The sequence below is a fragment of the Treponema porcinum genome, assembly GCF_900167145.1.
Taxonomy (GTDB): domain Bacteria; phylum Spirochaetota; class Spirochaetia; order Treponematales; family Treponemataceae; genus Treponema_D; species Treponema_D porcinum.
This window is the reverse complement of record NZ_FUWG01000007.1, coordinates 1-22,039: the sequence shown is the minus strand read 5'-3', so window position 1 is coordinate 22,039 and position 22,039 is coordinate 1. Positions and strand designations below refer to the sequence as shown.

Here is a 22,039-nt window from a genome sequence, read left to right as displayed (position 1 = left end):
TATGAAAAATATTCTTCTTACGATTTCTTATGACGGTACGGATTTCTGCGGCTGGCAGCGACAGGACTGCGGCGATGTACGGAATGCAATGCGTACCGTGCAGGGAGAAATTGAAACTGCCCTTGAAAAACTCCTTAAGCAGCCGGTTACGCTTTACGGCTCAGGAAGGACGGATTCTGGCGTTCACGCAATGGGGCAGGCGGCGAATTTTTTTTCTCCGATTGATTCAATTCCCGAAAAAAATTATATACGCGCGCTCAACTCTTTTCTGCCCGGCGACATACGCATTGTTGACGCGGAAGAAAAGCCTGAAGATTTTAATGCCCGTTTCAGCGCGACAAGCCGGACATACCGGTATTTTATTGTTTCCGGTGAAACAGTAAGCGCGGCGCAGAACCGCTTTGTGTGGACGGTGCAGTATCAGCCGGATATAGAGCGCCTTAACAAAATGGCAGAATGTCTTTGCGGTGAGATAGACTGCGCCTCTTTTGCGGCAAGCGGCGACGAAAGCCTTTCTACATACCGTTACATTGAGGGCGCGCGTTTTTTTACTGCGCCTTTATTCCCGGACGGCAGGAAAGCCCTTGTGTTTGAAATTGAGGCAAATGCGTTTTTATGGAAAATGGTGCGCACGATAACAGGAACGCTCATCTCCCTTGACAAGGCAGGCGCAGACGTTTCTTCCTTCAAAAAAATTCTTGACGTGCACGACAGGACTAAAGCCGGTGTAACGGCGCCGCCGCAGGGACTTTTTTTGTATAAAATTAATTTTGACGGCATTCGGCGGCACGTTTAGAGCAGCGACACCGGGTCAACATCACATTCAATGTATACGGACTGCGGATGGGAATAATCGTATAAAAGGTGCGCGGCGGCTTTCTGCAAAAGCGCAATATTGTTTCCGCGCAGTAAAATCTGGTAGCGGTAGTTCCCTGAGATTTTTAGAAGAGGACATTCCGCAGGTCCGATTACTTCTGCTTTTTCAGAAAGGAATTTTGAAAGAATTTCTGCTGCCTGATCCGCATTTGCTTCCGCCTGATTTTGGAATGACGAACGGAACACGAGCCGGACAAGACGGCTGAACGGCGGAAAACCGAGTATTTTTCTCTGCTGAAGTTCGTAACTGTAAAAGGCATTGATATTGTTTTCGCAGGCAAAGCGCACCGGCTCACGAAGCGGATTGTAGCTTTGTACGATGACTTTTCCGTCTGGGAAATATCGTCCGGCTCTTCCTGCAACCTGCGTTATGAGTGCGAATGTACGTTCTGCTGCCCTGAAATCAGGAAGGTGAAGCCCTGTGTCCGCAAGAATGACTCCTACAAGCTGAAGGTTTGGAAAATTAAGCCCTTTTGCGACCATCTGCGTTCCAAGCATAATGTCGTATTCTCCGTTCCTGAATGCGTCGATTTTTTCCTGAAGTTCTCCTTTTTTAGTGAGTGAATCGCGGTCTATCCTTACAATCCTGGCATTCGGAAATTTTGCGTGCGTTTCCGTTTCTATATATTCCGTTCCAAAGCCGGAGTAACCGATGTCAAGCGAACTGCACTGCGGACACGATGCCGGAGGTTCTGTTGACCAGCCGCAATAGTGACAGCGAAGGCGGTTTTCATTTTTATGATAGGTTAGGGGAACGGAACAGTTTTTGCATACCATTTCAAAGCCGCACGAATTACAGCGGAAAAAGTGGGTGAAGCCGCGCCTGTTCAAAAAAAGAATTGCCTGTTTTTTATTCCCGACGGTTTTCCTTACTTCTTCGGCAAGTTCATCGGAGATGCATCCGCTGTTTTTTGTTTTTGAAAGATCGATGCATTTTATTTCCGGCATTGCGCCGCCTGCAAGCCGTTTTGTAAGCGTGTGGCGCGTAATTTTTCCCTGCTGCATGAGGTGATACGCTTCCACCGAAGGCGTCGCGCTTCCCATCACAAGTGAAATTCCAAGAGTGGCGCACCGGTGCATTGCCGCCTGCCGTGCGTGGTATCGAGGCGTATCTCCCGATTTATAGGAAGCATCGTGTTCTTCATCTATTATGATAAGTCCTAAATCAGGTACTGGCGCAAAAACTGCACTCCGCGCTCCGATTACAATACGCGCTTTTTTCTCCATTATTTTGCGCCATTCGGACAGTTTCTGGCTTGGCGTAAGCGCAGAATGAAGGACAGCCGCCGTATTTCCAAAGCGCGCCGTAACTGCCTTTACAACCTGAGGCGTAAGACCGATTTCAGGAACAAGATAAATGACGCCTTTTCCCTCTGCCATTACTTTTTCTGCCGCCTGAAGAAACACCTCCGTCTTTCCTGTTCCGGTCGAACCATACAGGTAGTGATAGCGGTTTTTTGTTTCAGATGTTATTTCGCTTACGGCGCGCCGCTGTTCTTCAGAAAGTTCTGCCGTCGTTTTTTCGGAAAGGTCTGTTGCAAAGGAAAACCCCGGCGCATTCGTTTCTCGTCTTCCGCCTGACGGAATCATTGCAAAAACGGCTTCGCCGATGGAGCAGAGGTAATAGCTGCTTATCCAGCGCGCCGTTTCAAACAGTTCCGGCGTAAAAAGCGGCTTTTTGTCAATTATTTTTGTTACAGGACGGATTTTTTCTGCGCCCACAGGACAGGAGGCCGGAATTTCATCCGAAACAGAGGTGATGAAACCAGTCATCCTTCTGTTTCCGAACCTGACTTCTGCGCGTTTTCCTGTTTCCGGCTTTAATTCTTCATCTTCTTTTTCCGGCGGAATGAAGGAATAGGTGAACGTCTGGTTCAGCGGAAGATTAAGGACGATTTCCAGATACTGCACAATTTACCCCCGTTCGGTAAATCCTTTTGCGTAATCCGGGCGGCATTCAAGAAGTTTTGACTTGAAAAGCTTTAAATCTTCCCAGGCATAACGCTTGTTCGCCGGCTCGCGAAGGAGCGCACTCGGGTGATATGTTGCAAGAACTGGAATTCCATTGTAGTCGTAGAAAGTTCCGCGTATCCGGGAAAGAGGCGTGTCTATATGAAGAAGGTTCTGCGCAGCCGTTCTTCCGGCGCACAAAATCATTCCCGGCTTAAGCAGGTGAATTTGCGCATCAAGGAACGGACGGCACATATTTGCTTCGTCCGGATTAGGCGTACGGTTGTACGGAGGCCGGCATTTTACGATATTTGCAATGTAGCAGTTTACGTTTCTGTCAAGCTGAATGGCGGCTAGCATTTTGTCAAGAAGCTGTCCTGCAGGACCGACAAACGGAAGTCCCTGCTTGTCCTCCTGTTCGCCAGGACCTTCTCCGATAACAAGAACGTCTGGGTGTGGAACTCCCATTCCGGGAACTGTATTTGTCCTTGTAGGTGCAAGTCCGCATCGTGTACAGTTATGGATTTTCTCCGTAATTTTTTCAAGCGTAAGCGGACTCTGCTGCGGTGCGGCATCATTAACCTGTGCCTCTTCCGCCGTCTGTACGGCATCATCAGAAAAAACTGGCTTGCCGCAGAAGTCCGGAGAAGCATATCCGTAGTAATTGTCAGAGGCTTTTTTCAATAAATTGTAAATGATGGTTTTGTCGCTTGAAGTCACGCTGTAAGAATAGCACATATCTTGTAATTCATTCAATAAAGATTTATAGTAATAATCGGGTGAAGTTGATACATTGACAATATAAAAAATAGGATTTATATGAACTGTAAAAAGTGCATTGTTTTGTGCATTCTTCTGACTTTCGGGCTGTATATGCTTTCTGCACAAGTAAGTGTTTCTCCTGATGATGATTTTTATTCTGATGCAACCGGCTGGGTCTTGAAAGGTTATGTGGAAAGACTGCCGCTGATAAAGCCGTATCCTCTGAATGTAATACGTTCCGTTCTTGACGAAGTTGCAGAAAAAGGCTCTGAAACTGATCGTTTGCGCGCGGAATTCTACCTGAAAAAATATTTTTCGCACAGTTTTCGCGTTTCTGCCGCGACTTCTGCTGACGTAAAGCTCAAGCAGGTTGACTCCGGCGGAGATGACGATACGAATGAATTTGAGGCAGATTCGCTTTTTTCTGAAAGACTTTCATTTTTCTGCGACAGGCAGATTACTCCGCTTTTTGGAATCGGCGCTGATATTGGCGCAATGGTGCGGAATAATGACATTCAGCCTAAAGACGCGCTTCCGCGCTTTACTGTTAATACAGAAACAAATCTTGTCCGTCCGCTTAAAATCGAATCGTCTGATGTGGATTTTATTCTTGACCCGAATGTAATTGCAACGTTCGGAACTCAGTCTTTGTATGCATCGTTTGGAATAAATAAATCCGGTTACGGACTTTTTCCTGATGACAGCCTGATTTTAAATCCGTCTGCCTATCAGATGCTGAATGCGGCTTTCAATTATTCCGGGGAGCATTTCAGCTACTCCCAGCTGTTCGGTCTTATGGGCGCTTCAAGCTATACTGATACGGACAGTTATTCCTGCCGCAAATTCCTTTCGTTCCATTCGCTTAAAATTCCTGTTCCAAAGACAAACGTTTCTGTTGGACTGTACGAGTCCGTCGTTTTCTCAAATCCGTTTATGCCGGCGTATTTTATGCCTGTTCCGTATTTTATCATTGCAAATGTTGCCGGCTTCAACGAGAACGTTCTGAGCGGAATTCAGCTTGAATGGAAGCCGTTTCCGTGCCTTGCTCTTTCTGCAGACCTTCTGCTTGACGATTTTGACGCAAAGCAGGTGCTGAAGCTCAAGCTTAATGACGGCGGAATACGCGCAGGTTTCAAGACAGGCTTTGTCTATTCGCCGCTTGAATCTTTCTGCGATTTCATTTCGCTAAGCTACACTCTTGTAACTCCTTATGCGTACACAAAATACAACACCCTTGACGATACGTACAATTACCTTGACTACACGAATTTCGGGCAGTCACTGGGAACTGACCTTCTGCCTGATTCTGACCGCGTTTCAATGACAATTCAGTTCAAGCCGCGTCCGAATTTCAGGCTTGGAACTATAACTTCGTTTATCCGTCATGCAAATGCGTACGAGTCGCTTGATGACGAAGATGTGCTTTCCCTGCGCGGACAGTATGCGGCAGACGGAAGCATAAATATGGACACGCAAGGCATAAGTTATGCTGCGGACACGACTGATTTTTTGAAGCAGGACAATTTGATGTATGTGATACAGGCAGCTGTATTTGGAGAGTATGAATTTGTTACTGCGCGTTGTGGAAGACTTTCTCTTTCCGTGCAGTATACGTTTGAATATATAAAGAATGATGGTGTTGACAATGCGATTTTCAGCGGATCGTATGAAACGCCGGAGGCCGTAAAGGCAGATAGGGAACGGTGGGAAAATGCCCTGCACGATTCTTATAATCATTATTTTTCACTGGGAATAAAATATACGTATTGATGTATGAGCAATAAAAAATTTCTTTTCTTTTACTTAAATACCGGAGCCGGTCATATATCTGCCGCAAAAGTGCTTGCCGCCGCAATGAAGGAGCAGGAGCCAGACGTTGAGATAAAAATGCTCAATGGTTTTTGCAGCCACAAGCTGGGACATTTTATTTTTGAAAAGGGCTATAATTATTCTACCAATTATTTTAAGGGTGCATTTCCTATTGTCTATGATTTAGGAAGGTATGAATGGTTGCAGTCAGGACTGAAGCATATTCTGGGACCGGAAACACGTCCGTATCTTCGCCGGATAATCCGTAAGGAACATCCGACTGACATTGTGTGTTTCCATTTTGCCGTTACGCCTTTTTTGAAGGACGTTCTAAAAAACATTCCCTGGAAAGTTAATTTAACGGTAATAGTTACAGATCCGTTCACCGTTCCGTATCCGTGGTTTTATGAAAAAGACGTGAATTATATGGTTTATTCCGATGAGGCAAAAGCCATTGCTGTGAACGAATGTCACGTGCCGGAAAAAAACGTTCAGGTCATTCCGTTTTTGATGAATAGCAAATTCCGCGCGTCAATTACAGAGGAAGAAAAAACTGCCCTTAGAATAAAGCACGGTTTTGCTCCCGATAAAAAAATCGTTCTTCTTGTAGGAGGAGGTGAGGGGCTTCCTGGAGCAACGGAAATCGTGAACAACTGCATTCTTCACAAGGCGAAATTTGCCGTTGCCGTTATCTGCGGACGCGACAAAGTGAAGAAAAAAAATCTTTCTCTGCTAAGGCTTGCAAATCCTCATATAGACCTGCATATTTTCGGTTTTGTTGATTTTATGGACGAACTTGTAAAAATATGCGACTGCGCCGTTATAAAGGCAGGACCGGCAACACTGATGGAAGTTCTTGCCTGCCGTAAGCCTGTAATCATCTGTAAATATATTCATAATCAGGAACTTGGAAATATGCATTTTGCAGTAAGGCACAGGGTCGGTTACTTTATCCGTAAGCCGCGTGCAATTTACCGCAAAATAAATGAACTTTTGAACGACAGCACGTTTGACGAAAAAATGAAGCATCGGTTCGATTCCGTTGTCCTTGACACCGATGCTTCTAAAGTTGCTAGACTTCTTCTTTCAAAATAACTTCTTTCCCGCAGACAAACTTTTTTATCTGCCTGTTCTCAAACGCCGTTTTTATAAGTTCATCGGCTTCCAGTGAGGCAAAAATCTTTTCTGCATCTTCTATCCGTCCGCGCAAAATTGGGTGACGCGGGCTGAAAAGTACGCAGCAGTCTTCATACGGAAGAATTGAAGTATCATAAGTACCTATGAAATGCGCGTCTGCCATTATTTCTTCCTTGTCCATACCGACTAGCGGACGCAAAAGCGGATATTCTGCAAAATGTTCGGTAACGTTCATATTTTCAAGCGTCTGGCTTGCAACCTGACCAAGGCTTTCACCAGTTACAATGCAGTCTGCGTGAACTCGGAAACCAAGCATATTAGCAGCTTTCATCATACAGACGCGGAGCATAAGCGTTGACCATTCTTCCGGCGCTTTTTCCTTTATTTTCATCTGAACGTCAGTGAACGGAATTATATTTAAATATGTCTGTATTCCGTATGCAGAAAGAGTTCTGGCAAGTTCCTCGACTTTCTGCTGTGCTTCGATTGAAGTGTACGGATAGGAATGGAAATAACAGCATTCGATTTTCATACCGCGTCGCATCATACGGTAGCCGGCAACAGGAGAATCAAGTCCGCCGGAAAGGAGAAGCAGTCCTTTGTTTGAGCAGCCTACAGGAAGTCCTCGGCAGGATTTTTCTGCAACTGAATATATAAAGCAGCGTTCCCGGACTTCTACATAGATAATTACGTCTGGATTATGAACGTTTACTTCCATAAGTCCGGAATCGTAGACAAGGCTTGCTCCCTGACAGGCGATTTCGTATGAATTCAGCGGAAATTTCTTGTCGCCACGCTTTGCTTCGATTTTAAATGATTTTGCACCTTTCTGTACGGCTTCTTTTGCCGTTTCCAGAACTGTTTTCTGAATGTCCTCTATTGTTTTTTCGGATGTTTTTGTCTGTGCCCAGCCGGTTATTCCGATAAGATGCCTGAGCGTGAATTCAACCTGTTCGCTGTCTTTTTCTTCGCAGTCAATATAAAGTCTTCCTGCGTTAAGGCTGACTTTTGCTCCTGTATCTTTCAGATACTCTTTTGTGTTTTTTAAAAGCAGTTTTTCAAATGTGTGAATGTTCGAGCCTTTAAGCGTAAGCTCGCCGATTTTTCCTAAATATGTCATCATAGGAACACTATACTATTTTTTTCCTTCTATGTCTTGCGCACGAGGACCGAACGCACGCTGCCGTTCCCTGACTTCTTCGATTATTTTGTTCCCTTTTTCAAGCTGGTTTATCAAGTCCCAGTGCCAGTCAAGTTCCTTCGGTTCAAAAAGCGGCGGCGGATCCGGCTTTCTTCTTGCGTTTGCCTGACGGACAATGTTTTCAATCTCCGCCTTTGACGTTTCGTCTGCGCGCGTAAACGCCGGTTTCCCGGATACAAGAATCGTTCCTGTCCTGTCGGTAGTTATTTCTTTTGCGTATTCCGGGAATTTTTCGATGTTTCTGATAAGCGTACGTCTTCCTGTTGCGCAGGTGTAGTTTTCTCCGCCGGAAGAAATGAATTTTTTTATGGTAAAAATGCGTTCTCCGTCCGAAAAAACTGCCTGCGCCGCTTCGTCTGCGTCCATATCTGTCTGCCAGAACGTAAGCCGGTATGCAGCATCATCTGTTATGTACCAGGAAAAAAGCTGTCCGCGGTTTTTCTCCGGCGAAATGCGTATCGTGCTTTTTGCGGTTATTCCCTGCCAGAAGCCGTTTATAAAAGGTGCGGCAGTTTCTTGCGAAAAAACGCTGTTTTCGTCCGCGTTTTCTGCCGTTCCGTTAATTCCGGCGTTACTGTCCGCTGTTACACCCGCTTCTTTTTGGTCATTGCGTATCATAAAGTCAAGGTAAAGTCCGTCGTCCAGAACGGCAACAGGGATTTTTGACATCGTTTTTTTATCGTAAATGACTGTAATTTCGTATGCAGGGGCATTTTCCGAAAGCCGTTCGAATTCTACGTGAATTTCCTGCGGTTGTACAGAAGAAGCTGCGTTTTTGCGGAACGGTTTTTCCGGCTCAGAATCTGCGGCAGAATCATAATACCAGCCGTAGTACAGTTTTAAAATGACGGAAAACTGGTTTTCGCTTCCGAAAAATACAATCCTGTCATCACCCTGCCAGATTCCCTGAAGTTCCTCCGGTGTCTTGGAAAAGCAGAATGAAAGGGAAAGTACGGTTAAAAATACGGCTGAAAAAAAATGTTTCATAATTATGTATCGGAAAAAAGAGAGGTGATTGTGATGTTTTTGTAAAAAAAAGTTAGCAAAAGGTAATAAAAATAGTTGACAATTCATTTTTGTTATATTATGCTAACACTGAAAGTTAGGTAATGCTAATTAAAAGCCTCTTTTTTATAAAAGAACAGCGCGAAAGGAGGGCAGACAGTGCCATTGTCTTTATGTACGAACGGAAGCACTTTTACCGTAAAAAAAGTCGGCGGAAATCCTGCCGTAAGACAGCATCTTTCTGAACTGGGATTTTCTGTCGGATGTCCTGTAACTGTTGTTACGGCATTGAACGGCAACATCATCGTTAAGGTGAAGGAAAGCCGCATTGCGATAGACAGAATGCTTGCAAACAGGATTTTTGTCTAGCCTGAATAATTTTTGGATTTTATACGATTTTTCTCTGTATGAAGCTGCCTTGCCAGTTCTATCTGAACTTTCGGGCAGTCGCGGGGAAATCTGCGGTTTGGAGTAATATATGAAAACATTAAGGGAAGCTTCGGTCGGTGAAACGCTTAAGGTGCGCAGGCTGAACGGAGAAGGCGCGTTGAAGCGGCGTCTTATGGATATGGGGCTGACAAACGGCTGTGAAGTTTTTGTGCGGAAAGTTGCGCCGCTTGGTGATCCTGTTGAGATTACCGTTCGTGGCTATGAACTTAGCGTGCGCCGTTCAGACGCTGAATGTATCGAGGTGGAATAGTATGACTAAAATGAAAATTGCTTTGGCAGGAAATCCGAATAGCGGAAAGACGACGATGTTCAACGCGCTTACTGGCGCAAATCAGTACGTGGGTAACTGGCCTGGAGTAACTGTTGAAAAAGTTGAAGGAAAAGTAAGGGGCAGGGACGGCGTTACCGTAACTGACCTTCCTGGAATTTACTCGCTTTCTCCGTATACGCCGGAAGAAGTTGTAAGCCGTACATATCTTTTAAGCGGCGAGCCTTCTGCCGTGCTTAATATTGTTGATGGGTCCAACATCGAGCGCAACCTTTATCTGACTACACAGCTTATGGAACTTGGAAAGCCGGTTGTCATTGCGCTGAATATGATTGACGTTGTAAACAAGAAGGGCGATAAAATCGACGTTGAAAGACTTTCTTCCCTTTTAGGCTGCAAAGTCGTGGAAACGTCTGCCCTCAAGGGAAAAGGAATTGACAAGGCGTGCGAAAAAGCCTGCCGCGAAGCGGAGAAGGGAGAATCATTTGCCGTCCGTCCGTGTTTTTCTGCGGACGTAGAAGAAGCTGTTTCTGCCGTATCAGGGCTGCTTCCGTCTGAAATAAAGCCTGTTCTTCGCCGATGGTACGCAATTAAGCTGCTTGAACGCGATTCCGCCGTCCTTAAGTCACTCAGCCTGCACGAACAGGCGGCATTAAAAATAGAGTCGATTGCAGCTGACCTTGAAAAAAAGCGCGAAGATGATACGGAATCAATTATCACTAACGAGCGCTATAATTACATTTCAAAAATCGTAAGCGAGTGCGTCGTAAAAAAGAGCGGAGGTCATGTTTCATTAACGGACAAAATTGACCGTGTTGTAACGAACCGTTTTCTTGCGCTCCCGATTTTTGCCGTCGTTATGTGGCTCGTTTACTTTGTTTCTGTAACGACAGTGGGAACTGTGTTTACCGACTGGGCGAACGACGGACTTTTCGGCGACGGCTGGCATCTTTTTACGATAGGTGCCGGTTCGTATGAAGAAGCGGCCGGGGAATACTCAGATGCCTCTGCCGTACTCGATGCGTTTGTAACTTACGCAGACAGCACCGGAACAGATACTTCTGCCGTTTTGGAAGCGCCTGAAGCCGGAGAAGATGAAACATCTTCCGAAGAAGATGTCGTTTTGCGTGAAGAGGCGCTTGTTTCCTTTGCCGCGCAGTTTGATGATGATTTAGAAGTTTCATATCAGGTTACTGATGAAGAAACGCTTGATGAAACTTGCGAAACGGCAACTGGTTCGGATTTAAAAACAGCAGTTTCTATACTTTCATCGTACGGTCTTTTAGAACCAGACCCTGCCGATTACGGAATCTGGGTTCCGGGAATTCCTGTAGTTATAGAAAACGGACTTGATGTAATCGGCTGTGCGGACTGGCTTAAGGCACTTATCCTTGACGGAATTGTTGCCGGCGTCGGCGCAGTACTCGGATTTGTTCCGCAGATGCTCATTCTGTTCTTCTTTCTTGCATGGCTTGAGTCCTGCGGATATATGTCGCGCATTGCATTCATTCTTGACCGCGTGTTCCGCCGTTTCGGACTTTCCGGAAAATCGTTCATTCCTGTTCTTGTTGGAACTGGCTGCGGTGTTCCGGGCATTATGGCAAGCCGGACTATTGAAAACCAAAACGACAGGCGTATGACGATTATGACGACTACGTTTATTCCGTGCGGCGCAAAAGTTCCGTTTATCGCGATGATTGCAGGCGCAATTTTCGGTGGAGCTGGCTGGGTTGCACCAAGCGCATACTTTTTGGGAATAGGCGCAATTCTTGTGTCAGGAATTATGCTCAAAAAGACAAAGCTGTTTGCCGGAGATCCAGCGCCGTTCTTTATGGAACTTCCTTCATATCACCTTCCGACTGTTGGAAATGTCCTTCATTCAATGTGGGAACGCGGTTGGTCATTCATAAAGAAAGCAGGAACAATCATCCTTCTTGCAACAATTCTTGTATGGTTCCTGTCGTATTTCGGCTGGACGGACGGTTCGTTCGGAATGCTTGAGGAAGACCAGATGGATTCAAGCATCCTTGCGCTGATTGGAAACGCAATTGCCTGGATTTTTGCGCCGCTCGGTTTCGGAAACTGGCAGGCGACGGTTGCTTCAATTACAGGTCTTATTGCAAAAGAAAATATTGTCGGTACACTCGGAATTCTGTACAACAGCGACACGGCTACCGTCTATCAGAATATGGGTGCGGCATTCACCGGAATTACAGGTTTTGCCTTCCTTGCGTTCAACCTTTTGTGCGCGCCGTGCTTTGCGGCAATCGGTGCAATCAAGCGCGAAATGAACGATACAAAATGGTTCTGGCGCGCAATTGCCTATCAGTGCGGATTTGCTTACGTAGTTGCGCTTATCGTAAATCAGCTTGGTATGGTAATTACGGGAACGTTTGTTCTTAATCCGCTGAACGTAATCAGTCTTGTGTTTGCAGTGGCATTCCTTGTTCTGATTGTATATATGGTTGTCCGCCCTGCAAAAAAAAGGGCATAGGAGAAAGCCAATGAATATCATTGCATCGTATGCAGGAACTGTGTTTACCGGTGCGGTGGTTTTAGCCGCCGTAATCGGAGCTGTACGTCAGATTTTAAAAGACAGGAAGAACGGAACTCTGTGCGCGGCGGGCTGTACCGGCTGTCATTGCCATGGAGGATGCTCCGGCTGCGGCGGAAAATGCGGCTCTTCTTCGCGGAAGTAAAATTCCGGCTGATGCGCTTCGGAGACTTTCCGCACGAAATCGGAATTTTTCTGGGCTATCCGCAGGAAGATGTTGTTCCATTCTTACGCTGCTTGCAAACTGGCTCAAACTAGTCTGCTATAATTTTCCGTTTGCATTCTTTACGCAGCTTTTCTTTATCCAGCCGCTTGTGCGCACGCTGTTCAAGGCGATTTTCAGGCGGAAACACGAGAAGTAAGAGAATACCGGCAAATAAAGTCGTTCGCAAGTTTTTTTAGTCAGGACGACTTTGGGCAAAGCACCTTTTTAAAGAATTTATATTTTTTTTAGTTTGTAATTAGTGCTCCGTCCGCCGGCTGATTCTTTTTCAAGAATTCCTTTTTCGATTAAATCGGTAATGTCACGCAGGGCTGTATCTGTCGAGCATTTTGCAAGTTTTGCCCATTTTGATGTATTTAAAACACCAAACCATTCTGGATCCAAAAGTTTATTCAAAACACGATGCTGCCGTTCGTTTAAGGAAATATCTTCTATCTGATGTAAAAAACTGTATTTTTTTAATACACTTTCGGCTTCTGCATAACTTTCTTTTATCGCATTTAAAAGGCAATTCAAAAACCACAAAATCCATTCGGTTATATCAAGATTTCCTTTCTGTGTATTTTCCAGAATCTCATAATATGATTTTTTCTGTTTTTCAATTTGAGAAGACATACTGTAAAATCGTAAATTTGTTTTATCACTCCGGCACAAAAGCATATCAGAAATTGCTCTTGTTATACGTCCGTTTCCATCGTCAAATGGATGAATTGTTACAAACCAAAGATGGGCGATACTGCTTTTGACAAGTGAATCTCCCGGCCAGGCGTTGAACCATTCCAGAAACTTCTGCATTTCTAAAGGAACTTGTTTTGCAGACGGCGCTTCATAATGAATTTTTTCTTTGCCGATTCCGCCGCTGACAACCTGCATTTCATTCGTGCGGTATTTTCCGACATCGATTTTATACATTCCGCTGTAGCCTGTTGGAAAAAGACAGGCATGCCAGCCGAATAATCTTTCTTCTGTAAGCGGTTTTTCATAATTTTGAGTCGCATCCAGCATCATTTCAACTACAGCGTCGATGTTTCTGTCAGCATAAACAAGTCCTGCCCTTTCAATTCCAAGCCTGCGAGCAACAGAAGAACGAACCTGCTCTTTATTCAGAATAAGACCTTCTATTTCGCTGGACTTTATAATGTCTGCTGTAATCGTAGAAAGAACTTTATCTTCTTTTTCCGCAAACCCTAGGCATTCCATTTTTGAAAGCAGTTTCCCCTGCAAAATATGACATTCTTCACTTACCACGGAAATTTTATCAGAATCAAAAGTAAAATGAGGCCAGTCTTTTTGTTCCCAAATGTACATAATTAAATAATAAAACACTTGCGGTAAATATTCAATTTATTCACCGCATTTTTGCGGTAAAAGAGCGTTTTATTTACCGCAATACGATTCCTTTTGCCAGTGTTTTACACAAATTCCACAGGCACGGCCAGAGCAGTATAAACTTTCTGAAATGGACGCTGACCACGTGACTGCCTGGAGTAAGGGTGGGGCGACTGATATTTCAAACTGTCAGATGCTTTGCAAGAGTCACAACAGGGCGAAAGGGAACAGGTAAGTGGTTTTTGCGGCGGTTGGGTTTTGTGTGCGTGGGGGCGAATTTTCCCCTGTGCTTTATTGAAGATAAAAAAGCCGCTTTCAGGGCGTGTGCCTGTTTCTGCAAAAAATATGGGAAATTCCGTCTGTTTTTACGCGCAATCGTTTATCCCAGCGCAACATCGAGCACCATCATCAGGCTGAATCCTATCATAAAAAGAATTGTTCCCCAGTTTGAATGTTCTCCCTCTGACATTTCCGGGATAAGCTCCTCGATGACTACGTAAATCATTGCTCCTGCTGCAAAACTTAAAAGGTACGGAAGCACGGGAATAATCAGCGTAGAAAGAAGAATCGTAAGAAGTCCTGCAAGTGGCTCTACAATGCCGGAAAGAACGCCATACCAGCATGCTTTTGTCCTGGAAAGACCTTTAGAGCGGAGCGGCATGGAAATAATCGCGCCCTCAGGAAAATTCTGGATTGCAATTCCAATCGCAAGTGCAAGCGCGCCTGCCTCAGTAATGTCTGCCGAACCGGAAGCCCAGCCTGCATAAAGAACGCCTACAGCCATTCCTTCAGGGATATTGTGCAGCGTTACGGCAAGAACCATCATCGTTGTTTTTTTCAGCTGACTTTTCGGACCTTCCACCGTTTCGTCAAGGTGCATATGCGGCGTTACAACGTCCAGAAGAAGCAGAAACAGCATTCCTAAACAGAAACCTGTAACGGCAGGAATAAACGCAAGACGCCCCATATCAGAAGCAGAATTCATCGACGGAATAAGAAGACTCCACACAGATGCTGCGACCATAACGCCGGCTGCAAAACCTGTAAGCATTTTCTGGATTTTTACATCCAGTTCCTTTTTCATAAAAAAAACAAGCGCAGAGCCGAGCGCAGTTCCCAAAAACGGAATTAAAAGACCTTTTGCGATAATCAGATTCATATAATTTCCCTTGTTCTGTTTTAGTATAAACTTAAGCCGGCAGTTCGTTCAAGAGAAGGACTGAATGTTACTCCGTGCAAAAATTAAATTTTTTTGATTTTTATGCATTTTTATGTTATTATATAATAAGGAATTATATTTTGTTTTTTTGCAAAAATCCGTAAACAGACTGTTTACAGGTTGTAAATAGTCTGTTTACAGGTTGTAAATAGTCTGTTTGCAACTTGCAAAAAGACTGTTCACGTCTTGCAAGCAGTGGTGCTGCTGAATTTTTGAAACAATATAAAACTTTTTTTGATCTTGATAAAATAAATTTTTGTTCTGCATTAATATTTTTTTTTGCTTTAATATAAAATGAGTTTCCTGTGCTTTTTTAATGATGATTACAGACTGTAAGATTCTTTGCGATAGGTTTTCACTGTAAGTATTCTTTTGACTGGAAGCTGACGGTCCGTCATTATTCAAGATGTACAATTGACCGCTATAAAAAATGGGTTCAACTTTTTCTTGCTCAAAATATTGCATCGAACAACAAGTGTTATAATCAGTCTGCACAGAAAGAAATAAATGAATATTTAAAGTTTCTGGCACTAAAAAAGAATGTCAGTGCATCAACGCAGAATCAGGCTCTTGCAGCACTTCTTTTTTATCATAGATTTGTAAAAAATGAGCCTATGGAAAAATTAGCGAATGTTGTCCATGCAAAGAAAAAAACAAGAATTCCTGTTGTCTTTAGCCGGCAGGAAGTTTCTAAAATCATTGGAAATCTGACAGGAACAAAAAAAACTTATAGCAAAGCTTCTTTATGGAACCGGACTGAGACTAAACGAGGCTTTGTCGCTTAGAATCTTAGATTTAGACTTTGACAGAAATGAAATAATTGTTCGTCACGGAAAAGGCGACAAAGACCGCCATATAATGATTCCCCGAACGCTCATTTGCGAATTAAAATCTCATATAGAGAATTTACGAAAAATTCACAAAGAAGATTTAAAGGCTGGTTTTGGCTCCGTAAAACTTCCCCAAGCTCTTTCTGATAAGTATCAGGGCGGAAGCAAGGAATTTAAATGGCAATGGCTTTTTCCACAAAAAAATAGATGGAAAAATATCCAGACAGGAGAGGAAGACAGATGGCATTTAGATGAATCACTTATGCAGCGTGCCGTAAAACAAGCCATTTTGGAAGCTGGCATCAATAAAAACGCAAGTTGCCACACCTTTCGTCATTCTTTTGCAACTCACTTGCTGGAAAACGGATACGATATAAGGACAATCCAGGAACTTTTGGCCACAGCGATGTGAGTACAACAAGGATTTATACCCATGTCCTAAATCGCGGAGCCGGTGGTGTAATAAGTCCTCTGGATAAAATGTAAAACTTACCAACTTACCAGTATCCGTGTAAAAATCTGTATACATTCGTGAAAGTGTTGTATATTAAGGAATAAGTAAAATGATGTAAGATTTTACACTGACACTTTTTGCAGTGTAAACTTCTTATAACTGATACGGAGAAATTATGTTAGGCGGATGGGCCACTGGCCCACTTATTGTTAATAAGAAAGTCCTCCAACATTTTTTTCAAAAATCATTATTAAAATCTTAGGAGGATTTTATCATGAAAAAAATATTTTTATTAATTGGAATCATTTCTTTTGTATTAATGGGATGTCAAACTACATCTGTAACAACATCTTCATCAGATGATTGTTTTAAAACATACTATGATGAAGTTAGAGGTGTAAGTTTTATCACTCACAAAGACCTTGAACGTGGATATTTTTATAATTTAAAAGACTCTTTGTCTGGCGAAAGAGAGAATATTTCTATATATATTACCGATAAAGATTTAGTAGCATGGGCAGACTATCAAGGAAGTGATTGGATATTTATAAATGGAATCGTTTTTCTTGATTCAAATGGAAATAGATTAGCGTTGGATTATGGTTCAAGAACGGATTCAGATGTAAAATCTGGAGCACTGAAAAATGTTTACGTTAGAGAAGATTATGGCGTTAAAATAAAAAAATCCGATATAGAAAAATTAGAAGCAATATTAAATTCTTCTAAGGTTTATGTTGCTTTTTTAGGTAAAAAATCTACAGGAAAAATGGAACTAAAATCCAAATATATAAACGCAATGAAACTTACCTTTGAGAAATGGAAATCAATTAATGAATAGAATATGAAAATCCAGCCAAGTCAAGTTTGTCTGGATTTTTTAGTTTCAGTAAATTTAATTTACACTTGACTTTGTAACAGTATATTGTTACATTTTTAATGTGAATACTGATAAGAAAGAATACGTTTTATACAAAGGCGAGAAGTTCACTGTAGAATGGTACTACACTGATAAAAACAAAAGTCAGCCTTTTGAATACTTTAATTCACTTGATTCGCAACAACAGATGAAACTCTTGTATTTGGTAAAACGTATGGCAGACTTTGGAAAAATTTCGGACAAAACGAAATTTAACTTTGAAGAGGATGGTATTTGGGCATTTAAGCCTAAACCTGATAGGTTTCTTTCATTTTTTACAAGTGGAAAGAAAATAATCATAACAAATGCATTTGAAAAGAAATGCCAGAAACTTCCGCCTGCAGAAAAAGAGAAAGCTGAAAAATGCAGAGAGGATTATGAAAACAGAGTAAAAGGAGGAACATACTATGACAACATTTGATCGACTTATGCAAGATCCAAATTTCAAGGATGAATTTGAAAAGGGATATAATGAATTTTTAATCTCAGAATTCATGATTGAAAAAATGGAAGAGGAAAATATCTCAGTAAGGGAATTGGCAAAGGAAGCAAAAGTTTCTCCCACTACTATCCAGAACTTACGCAGTGGAAATGCGGAAAGTGTAAAATATAAAACCCTTTCAACTATAATGCAAAAACTAGGATATGCATTACAGCCTGTAAAAATGGCTACATTGTAATGTATAAAGAAATATCCTTGCTTGGGAAACAAGCTGTATCTCCTAACACATATAAGGCCCCAGCTTGTCAATAAGAATCTCAAAAAAAATCAACTAAGGCTGTCTTTTTCAGGCAGTCTTCTTTTTTTTGAGAAAAATGGCGTTCCCGTTCAAAATAAAAAGCAAAGCCTGTATCGCAATTCAAAAAAAGATTCCAGGAAAAGCGTCCTGAATCAAACACATATAGTCGGTCACTGTAAATCTGAAAAAACAGATTGAAGAAGTCAAAAAAATTCACCAGAAGGATTTGGACGAAGGATTCGAAGCCGTAAGCCTTCCCAATGCCCTTGACTCAAAATATCCTTCAGGCAGTAAGGAACTCAAATGGCAGTAGCTCTTTCCGCAGAAAAACCGCTGAAAGAATGAATTGACAGGTCAGGAAGGACGCTGGCATGTAGACGAATCCCTTATGCAGCGCGCCGTAAAAAACGCCATTCTCGAAGCCGGAATCAACAAAAACGCCAGCTGCCACTCTTTCGGCATTCTTTTGTAACTCACCTGCTAGAATCAGACTACGACATCCGCATCATACAGGAACTTCTTGGCCACAGCGATGTGAGTACAACAATGATTTATACCCATGTCCTAAATCGCGGAGCCGGTGGTGTAATAAGTCCTCTGGATAAAATGTAAAGCTTACCAGTATCCGTATAAAAATCTGGATATATTCGTTAAAGTGTTGTATACTAAGGAGTTAGTAAAATGATGTAAGATTTTACACTGACACTTTTTGCAGTATAAACTTCTTACAACTGATACGGAGAAATTTTGTTAGGTGGACGCCCGCACTGGGCGCTTTTGGAAGATATGAAAGAAATACTTTTAAATCGAATGTATGTTGGCAGATTTCTGGAAAACAATATTGGGCATGAAGTCATCAACTTGTTTAAAGATGACAACGGTTCAAATTACATTTATATAAATCCTTACGGTCAGTTGGATAAAAAACACAACGAAATAGAATCTATTATTTTAGTTCGAGGAATAAACGCAACAACGGTAGAAATAATTGCAAAAGCTGTAGGCTTGATTCCGATTTTGGACAATGCTTTGCCAAGAGATACAGCTAATAAAATTCAGAGAGACTACATAAGAGAAAATAAAGTAACATACGACGGCGTTTTGTTAGATGACATTTACTATCAGAATGAATCCACAAATGAAGTCACTACTGTTTATATCAGTTTTAAAGCTGAAAACATTTTTTATCCAAAACAGAAGATATATTTAACTACAGATGAAAAAACAAATTTTGCAGAAAAGTCTTTTTTATTGTCAGAAACAACATTTCCGAAACAGGCTTTGCATTGGACTTATTCAGTTGACTCAAAAGCATACTCTGTTTTATCTTCCGTAATACAAGATTCAGCTCTCTGGGAAAATAAAAACAAAACTCAGAGAATTTCAGAAATTTCAGAAACTTCATCACAACGAGATTTCAATTTCTTAAAACTGATACGAAAAGAATATGATGAACTTTGCTATTCAAATATGTTTCACTATTTCTTATCAGAAGACAAAGAATTATTCAAAGACTTTATGTCAGATGTTCTAGGTTTAAGTACAAAAGGTAAGTATTCGATTCAAAGAGAAACAGAGCATATTGATTTGCTTATACAAGATGATAAAAATATTGTCGTTATTGAGAATAAAATCAAATCTGGCATAAACGGACTTCGACACGATATTTATGGCGACTTGGTTCAGAGTCAGCTTTTAGATTATCACAAATACGCAGATGAACACGCAAGAAACAGGAAAGAGAGTTTTTATATCTTTGTACCTAACTACAATAGAATAGACCTACGGAATTATGAAAAGTCTGAGGATTACAAAATAATCAATTACAGTGTCTTGTATGATTTTTTCAGTAAACATAAAAGTGAAAACAAATACTATGATGACTTTTTGTCTGCATTGAAAATTCATGCAAAAGAAATTGACAACTCAAATTTTGAAATAATGCAGGAAAGATTCATTGAAACGATTAATTCTGTAAAGTAGGCTTTTTATGACAAAAGAAGAAATTTTGGGAATGATAACACTGGCTGTGAAATATAAAAATCCAAACTCTTTTCTGCTAAAATTGAATCTTCTTAAATATTGTCGTCTAAGTGGAAAATTGCTGAAAAACGGAAGTTTTTTGTATTCAATAAACTTCAAGAAAAGTGGTTTAATATCAGTGAGGAAGACTTGAAAAATGGCATACCTTATATTTCATTACAGCCGTCTTGATAGCTGGATAGAAGCATCAGATGAACCTTACATTACAGGAAACATTATTTCAGTCTATGATGATGGCAAAATTATAACGGAAAATGAAAATTCGCTAGAGCAAAAAGTAAATAAAAAAATTATATGCGAGGATTTGTCTGTTACAAATAGAATTTCAAAAATCATCGATGACAATAAAGTGAAAATACGAGCAATTCCCAAAAATCTTGATTTAGGAGTTCTTGACGGTTCTTGTGATAGCGTATGGTTAAAAAATCGTCATTTTCATGGAGTTTGTTTTTTATCCCAAGAAAGACTTTCAAGAAAAGAATATAAGGAATGGAAAAAATATAAAAAAGGTTATAATTTTTGGACAAGAATCAAATACAAGCGAAGGCTCAAAGGCATTTATAAATTTAGAGATATTTATGAGCAAATTAGAGAAATTCTTGTTTCTGTTGGAATGCCTAAGGATTTTATGGCATAGTGAATTGTCAATTGAGTAAGATATCACATAACACATATAAGGCCCCAAGTTGTCAATACTAATTCTAAAAAAAATACAACTTAGGGCTGTTTTTTTAGAAAAAACAGTCTTTCTTGTGAGAAAAAAATAAAGTTCCCGTTCAAAATAAAAAAGCAAAGCCTGAATCGCAATTCAAAAAAAGATTCCAGGAAAAGCGTCCTGAATCAAACACATATAGTCGGTCACGGCAAACCTGAAAAACAGATTTCCGGCACGAAGAATTTCACCGGTACCCATGCCAAGCCTGAAGCAAAAATAAGATGGTCATCATACGATGCCGATAGTTATATGGGCAGGTCAAGGCAGGGACAGTCCGCTTATTTATTTTCAACAAAAACAAAATATAAAAAGGCGCAGTGGCAGCGTCTATTCAAGGCTCAAGAAGTCACGGCATCTGGGACAGAAAGAATGACAGGCGGTCAAAGCCGCATATAATTTTCATTTTTCAAAAGTCCCGCCGTATACGCTTCAGTTATGCGAGATGCTCGCCGCCACTGTCCTTATTTTCAATTTTCTTATCCCCGTAAAACTTATCGGGATTAAAAGCTTCTTTGCGCTTGAGCATGTAATAAACCGTACGCCCGAGTTGCTGTGCAATTATGCTCATGGTGAGTTTTGTGAACTTCTATTTATAAAATAGAGCACAAAACTCAATAGCGAAGCGTACTTTTGCTTTTCCATACCGCTGCACAAGCTTATCATGCCACCTCTGGCCACGTTCATTATTACGGAGAAAAAGAACTGCACCTTCCGAGAATGCCCACTTCAGATGCGCGTTTCCGATTTTATTATGTTGCGGTCTACGCATGGCTACGACCGAGACTCGCTCAAAATGCTCCACCGGAGCATTTTGCCGGCTTTTAGCCGTCGCTCTCTACCTTTTTCTTCTTCCCTGCTGATTCATGAGAACACTTCACAAGCCGGCAGTAAGAGATAAACTTTCCGACATCTGAAAAACGATGGATGTCATCTATCTCGTAAAGAATCGTGAGAGAAAGAATAAAACCGAGTCCAGGCACCGAATTAATGATGCTGTACGAAACCGGATCCTGCACTTCCATGCTGTCCTCAATCTGAAACTCAAGTTTTGTGATTATGTCGTTGTAAGCCTGAAACATGGCAAGATCCGCATTCACCATTTTTAGTGTCGCCGGATCTGTGAACTTCTGAGGAATTGTATTTCTGTAAACTTCACTCCTCATTCGGGATGAATGTTCTGCCCAAAGTGAACTTGGACTTTTTTATAAAAGCTAATAAGGTGGTTTAAGATGGCATGATATAAAAGGCTGGGAAAAAGTGGTACTCTGGTTTGACGGAATCAGAGAGCCGGCGGAAGGTTCTAACTACTGGTGAAGAAGCCACTGCGTGAATGGCAGCCGCTTACTTCGGGTTTAAGATTAATCAAAGCCGACCGCCGTACGCCATAATGAGGCGTGGGGGCATTCCCCACGACCTCGGATAGGAGCACGGTATACCACTACCAGCGTTTACTCCTGATTCCATTTTATCATATAAGGGGTAAAAAATGGAACAGAAGAGATTTGTAGGTATCGACCTGGGGAAAAGGACTTATGAAATTAAGTTCATTCATTCGAAC

Annotated in this window: 26 protein-coding genes and 1 pseudogene; 19 read left to right on the top strand and 8 right to left on the bottom strand. The window is 41.8% G+C overall.

Annotation, left to right across the window (positions count from 1 at the left end; genetic code table 11):
• Position 1 precedes the first annotated feature (1 nt).
• A complete protein-coding gene (truA, locus tag B5D55_RS11440; protein WP_143593216.1) occupies positions 2 to 796 on the top strand; it encodes a tRNA pseudouridine(38-40) synthase TruA in 795 nt (264 codons plus the stop codon).
• Here truA and priA read toward each other — a convergent pair.
• Positions 793 to 2,790 carry a replication restart helicase PriA gene (gene priA / locus B5D55_RS05310; RefSeq protein WP_078932973.1) on the bottom strand — a complete coding sequence of 666 codons (1,998 nt, stop codon included), beginning with the start codon at positions 2,788 to 2,790 and terminating at the stop codon, positions 793 to 795. The genes truA and priA overlap by 4 nt on opposite strands.
• Positions 2,791 to 3,582, bottom strand: a complete 792-nt coding sequence (locus B5D55_RS05305; protein WP_274945031.1) for a uracil-DNA glycosylase — start codon at positions 3,580 to 3,582, stop codon at positions 2,791 to 2,793.
• A gap of 63 nt (positions 3,583 to 3,645) precedes the next feature.
• On the opposite strand from B5D55_RS05305, the gene B5D55_RS05300 reads away from it, so the two are divergent.
• Entirely contained in the window at positions 3,646 to 5,358 is a 1,713-nt protein-coding gene (locus B5D55_RS05300; RefSeq protein WP_078932972.1) for a hypothetical protein, read from the top strand.
• Positions 5,359 to 5,361: 3 nt separating this feature from the next.
• The gene (locus B5D55_RS05295; protein WP_078932971.1) at positions 5,362 to 6,492 is read left to right on the top strand and encodes a glycosyltransferase; all 1,131 of its coding nucleotides are present in this window, start codon (positions 5,362 to 5,364) and stop codon (positions 6,490 to 6,492) included.
• Here the strand turns inward: B5D55_RS05295 and thiI are convergent.
• The gene (gene thiI, locus B5D55_RS05290) at positions 6,470 to 7,657 is read right to left on the bottom strand and encodes a tRNA uracil 4-sulfurtransferase ThiI (RefSeq protein ID WP_234975385.1); all 1,188 of its coding nucleotides are present in this window, start codon (positions 7,655 to 7,657) and stop codon (positions 6,470 to 6,472) included. The two genes, B5D55_RS05295 and thiI, sit on opposite strands and share 23 nt — an antisense overlap.
• Positions 7,658 to 7,669: 12 nt before the next feature.
• Entirely contained in the window at positions 7,670 to 8,722 is a 1,053-nt protein-coding gene (locus B5D55_RS05285; protein ID WP_078932969.1) for a hypothetical protein, read from the bottom strand.
• 177 nt (positions 8,723 to 8,899) lie between these two features.
• Here B5D55_RS05285 and B5D55_RS05280 point away from each other — a divergent pair, with 177 nt between their 5' ends.
• The 5 genes from B5D55_RS05280 (at position 8,900) to B5D55_RS12060 (ending at position 12,270) form a co-directional block, all read left to right on the top strand.
• A complete protein-coding gene (locus B5D55_RS05280; RefSeq protein WP_078932968.1) occupies positions 8,900 to 9,109 on the top strand; it encodes a FeoA family protein in 210 nt (69 codons plus the stop codon).
• Between the two features lie 109 nt (positions 9,110 to 9,218).
• Complete coding sequence (locus tag B5D55_RS05275; RefSeq protein WP_078932967.1) at positions 9,219 to 9,440, top strand: FeoA family protein; 222 nt, start codon at positions 9,219 to 9,221, stop codon at positions 9,438 to 9,440.
• A gap of 1 nt (position 9,441) precedes the next feature.
• A complete protein-coding gene (feoB, locus tag B5D55_RS05270; protein ID WP_200805290.1) occupies positions 9,442 to 11,952 on the top strand; it encodes a ferrous iron transporter B in 2,511 nt (836 codons plus the stop codon).
• A 10-nt stretch (positions 11,953 to 11,962) separates the two neighbouring features.
• Positions 11,963 to 12,157, top strand: a complete 195-nt coding sequence (locus B5D55_RS11850) for a FeoB-associated Cys-rich membrane protein (protein WP_143593212.1) — start codon at positions 11,963 to 11,965, stop codon at positions 12,155 to 12,157.
• Complete coding sequence (locus tag B5D55_RS12060) at positions 12,112 to 12,270, top strand: DUF3793 family protein (protein ID WP_143593235.1); 159 nt, start codon at positions 12,112 to 12,114, stop codon at positions 12,268 to 12,270. The genes B5D55_RS11850 and B5D55_RS12060 overlap by 46 nt, the downstream gene beginning before the upstream one ends.
• 181 nt (positions 12,271 to 12,451) lie before the next feature.
• Here the strand turns inward: B5D55_RS12060 and B5D55_RS05260 are convergent, their stop codons facing one another.
• Positions 12,452 to 13,543, bottom strand: coding sequence for a Fic family protein (locus B5D55_RS05260; RefSeq protein ID WP_078932966.1), 1,092 nt, complete (start codon positions 13,541 to 13,543; stop codon positions 12,452 to 12,454).
• A 151-nt stretch (positions 13,544 to 13,694) separates the two neighbouring features.
• Between B5D55_RS05260 and B5D55_RS11970 the strand changes: the two genes are divergently transcribed.
• Positions 13,695 to 13,799, top strand: a complete 105-nt coding sequence (locus B5D55_RS11970; RefSeq protein ID WP_078932965.1) for an HNH endonuclease — start codon at positions 13,695 to 13,697, stop codon at positions 13,797 to 13,799.
• A 144-nt stretch (positions 13,800 to 13,943) separates the two neighbouring features.
• Here B5D55_RS11970 and B5D55_RS05250 read toward each other — a convergent pair whose 3' ends face one another.
• Complete coding sequence (locus B5D55_RS05250; RefSeq protein WP_078932964.1) at positions 13,944 to 14,723, bottom strand: ZIP family metal transporter; 780 nt, start codon at positions 14,721 to 14,723, stop codon at positions 13,944 to 13,946.
• Positions 14,724 to 15,130: 407 nt separating this feature from the next.
• Here B5D55_RS05250 and B5D55_RS12055 point away from each other — a divergent pair.
• The 10 genes and pseudogenes from B5D55_RS12055 to B5D55_RS05215 form a co-directional block, all read left to right on the top strand.
• Positions 15,131 to 15,388: pseudogene (locus B5D55_RS12055) on the top strand (phage integrase N-terminal SAM-like domain-containing protein); the annotation flags it as partial.
• 9 nt (positions 15,389 to 15,397) lie between these two features.
• Positions 15,398 to 15,568, top strand: a complete 171-nt coding sequence (locus B5D55_RS11840; RefSeq protein WP_234975383.1) for a hypothetical protein — start codon at positions 15,398 to 15,400, stop codon at positions 15,566 to 15,568.
• Complete coding sequence (locus B5D55_RS11720; RefSeq protein ID WP_327198988.1) at positions 15,558 to 16,025, top strand: tyrosine-type recombinase/integrase; 468 nt, start codon at positions 15,558 to 15,560, stop codon at positions 16,023 to 16,025. The genes B5D55_RS11840 and B5D55_RS11720 overlap by 11 nt, the downstream gene beginning before the upstream one ends.
• 316 nt (positions 16,026 to 16,341) lie before the next feature.
• Positions 16,342 to 16,905: a hypothetical protein gene (locus B5D55_RS05240; protein WP_078932963.1), complete on the top strand. Its 564-nt coding sequence runs from the start codon at positions 16,342 to 16,344 to the stop codon at positions 16,903 to 16,905.
• Between the two features lie 100 nt (positions 16,906 to 17,005).
• Entirely contained in the window at positions 17,006 to 17,404 is a 399-nt protein-coding gene (locus tag B5D55_RS05235; protein ID WP_078932962.1) for a type II toxin-antitoxin system RelE/ParE family toxin, read from the top strand.
• Positions 17,391 to 17,663: a helix-turn-helix domain-containing protein gene (locus tag B5D55_RS05230; RefSeq protein WP_078932961.1), complete on the top strand. Its 273-nt coding sequence runs from the start codon at positions 17,391 to 17,393 to the stop codon at positions 17,661 to 17,663. Before B5D55_RS05235 ends, B5D55_RS05230 begins: the two co-directional genes overlap by 14 nt.
• 406 nt (positions 17,664 to 18,069) lie before the next feature.
• A complete protein-coding gene (locus B5D55_RS11965; protein WP_268811099.1) occupies positions 18,070 to 18,195 on the top strand; it encodes a site-specific integrase in 126 nt (41 codons plus the stop codon).
• Positions 18,168 to 18,335, top strand: a complete 168-nt coding sequence (locus tag B5D55_RS12100) for a tyrosine-type recombinase/integrase (protein ID WP_327199038.1) — start codon at positions 18,168 to 18,170, stop codon at positions 18,333 to 18,335. Before B5D55_RS11965 ends, B5D55_RS12100 begins: the two co-directional genes overlap by 28 nt.
• A 135-nt stretch (positions 18,336 to 18,470) precedes the next feature.
• The gene (locus B5D55_RS05220) at positions 18,471 to 19,706 is read left to right on the top strand and encodes a PD-(D/E)XK nuclease family protein (protein ID WP_078932960.1); all 1,236 of its coding nucleotides are present in this window, start codon (positions 18,471 to 18,473) and stop codon (positions 19,704 to 19,706) included.
• A 196-nt stretch (positions 19,707 to 19,902) separates the two neighbouring features.
• Positions 19,903 to 20,403 carry a hypothetical protein gene (locus tag B5D55_RS05215; protein ID WP_078932959.1) on the top strand — a complete coding sequence of 167 codons (501 nt, stop codon included), beginning with the start codon at positions 19,903 to 19,905 and terminating at the stop codon, positions 20,401 to 20,403.
• A gap of 511 nt (positions 20,404 to 20,914) precedes the next feature.
• Here B5D55_RS05215 and B5D55_RS11960 read toward each other — a convergent pair.
• Positions 20,915 to 21,049, bottom strand: a complete 135-nt coding sequence (locus B5D55_RS11960; protein WP_268811098.1) for a hypothetical protein — start codon at positions 21,047 to 21,049, stop codon at positions 20,915 to 20,917.
• Between the two features lie 253 nt (positions 21,050 to 21,302).
• Positions 21,303 to 21,644 (bottom strand): transposase, encoded by a 342-nt coding sequence (locus B5D55_RS05205; protein WP_078932957.1) that lies wholly within the window; start codon positions 21,642 to 21,644, stop codon positions 21,303 to 21,305.
• Positions 21,645 to 22,039 lie beyond the last annotated feature (395 nt).

Excerpts from the sequence above, each read along its gene's own strand:
- truA (WP_143593216.1), top strand. The coding sequence starts at position 2 with ATGAAAAATATTCTTCTTACGATTTCTTATGACGGTACGGATTTCTGC.
- B5D55_RS05300 (WP_078932972.1), top strand. The coding sequence starts at position 3,646 with ATGAACTGTAAAAAGTGCATTGTTTTGTGCATTCTTCTGACTTTCGGG.
- B5D55_RS05295 (WP_078932971.1), top strand. The coding sequence starts at position 5,362 with ATGAGCAATAAAAAATTTCTTTTCTTTTACTTAAATACCGGAGCCGGT.
- thiI (WP_234975385.1), bottom strand. The coding sequence starts at position 7,657 with ATGATGACATATTTAGGAAAAATCGGCGAGCTTACGCTTAAAGGCTCG.
- B5D55_RS05285 (WP_078932969.1), bottom strand. The coding sequence starts at position 8,722 with ATGAAACATTTTTTTTCAGCCGTATTTTTAACCGTACTTTCCCTTTCA.
- B5D55_RS05275 (WP_078932967.1), top strand. The coding sequence starts at position 9,219 with ATGAAAACATTAAGGGAAGCTTCGGTCGGTGAAACGCTTAAGGTGCGC.
- feoB (WP_200805290.1), top strand. The coding sequence starts at position 9,442 with ATGACTAAAATGAAAATTGCTTTGGCAGGAAATCCGAATAGCGGAAAG.
- B5D55_RS11850 (WP_143593212.1), top strand. The coding sequence starts at position 11,963 with ATGAATATCATTGCATCGTATGCAGGAACTGTGTTTACCGGTGCGGTG.
- B5D55_RS12060 (WP_143593235.1), top strand. The coding sequence starts at position 12,112 with ATGCTCCGGCTGCGGCGGAAAATGCGGCTCTTCTTCGCGGAAGTAAAA.
- B5D55_RS05260 (WP_078932966.1), bottom strand. The coding sequence starts at position 13,543 with ATGTACATTTGGGAACAAAAAGACTGGCCTCATTTTACTTTTGATTCT.
- B5D55_RS11970 (WP_078932965.1), top strand. The coding sequence starts at position 13,695 with ATGGACGCTGACCACGTGACTGCCTGGAGTAAGGGTGGGGCGACTGAT.
- B5D55_RS05250 (WP_078932964.1), bottom strand. The coding sequence starts at position 14,723 with ATGAATCTGATTATCGCAAAAGGTCTTTTAATTCCGTTTTTGGGAACT.
- B5D55_RS11840 (WP_234975383.1), top strand. The coding sequence starts at position 15,398 with ATGGAAAAATTAGCGAATGTTGTCCATGCAAAGAAAAAAACAAGAATT.
- B5D55_RS05240 (WP_078932963.1), top strand. The coding sequence starts at position 16,342 with ATGAAAAAAATATTTTTATTAATTGGAATCATTTCTTTTGTATTAATG.
- B5D55_RS05230 (WP_078932961.1), top strand. The coding sequence starts at position 17,391 with ATGACAACATTTGATCGACTTATGCAAGATCCAAATTTCAAGGATGAA.
- B5D55_RS05215 (WP_078932959.1), top strand. The coding sequence starts at position 19,903 with ATGGCATACCTTATATTTCATTACAGCCGTCTTGATAGCTGGATAGAA.
- B5D55_RS11960 (WP_268811098.1), bottom strand. The coding sequence starts at position 21,049 with ATGAGCATAATTGCACAGCAACTCGGGCGTACGGTTTATTACATGCTC.
- B5D55_RS05205 (WP_078932957.1), bottom strand. The coding sequence starts at position 21,644 with ATGAGGAGTGAAGTTTACAGAAATACAATTCCTCAGAAGTTCACAGAT.